General features: G+C 66.0%; 1 protein-coding gene. It reads left to right on the top strand.

Annotated elements, in window-relative coordinates:
* A partial coding sequence (locus VG556_RS22590) for an endopeptidase (protein WP_423180079.1) occupies nucleotides 1-426 on the top strand: 426 nt, incomplete at both ends.

Here is a 426-nt window from a genome sequence, read left to right as displayed (position 1 = left end):
TACTGCTGGGGGTTGTCTTGCTCTTGGCAGGCATTGCCGTGTGGCAGCGCGGGACAGTGGCTCAGGCAGAGCGCGCCCGGGACAACGCACAGACGGCCAAGAAGGTGGCCGAGCAGGAGCGGGACAACGCCATTGCCGTGATCGCGGTAGAGCGTCAGCGGGTCAAGCGGGCCGAGGCAGTAGCAACCCAGTACGAGCAGGAGAAGGCAGATGCTGAATCAAAAGGCGCGGCTGTCGCTGATGGCCTGCGCGCTGGCAACCTCCGCCTGCAGCAGCGCTGGGCAGGCTGTGAGGCCCGAGTGTCCGACCTTGCCGCCAGCTCCGGCCAGCCTGATGGTGCCACCGACGACCGAGCAGAAGGTGCGAGCGATCTTGTTCGAGCCGCAGCAGAAGCCGACGCCCAAATCCGTGGGCTCCAAGCCTTGA

This window comes from Stenotrophomonas sp. CASM106 (genome assembly GCF_049384825.1).
In the GTDB taxonomy this organism is placed as follows: domain Bacteria; phylum Pseudomonadota; class Gammaproteobacteria; order Xanthomonadales; family Xanthomonadaceae; genus Stenotrophomonas; species Stenotrophomonas muris.
The sequence above is the reverse complement of the archived record's forward strand: the minus strand, read 5'-3'. Positions and strand labels throughout refer to the sequence as shown.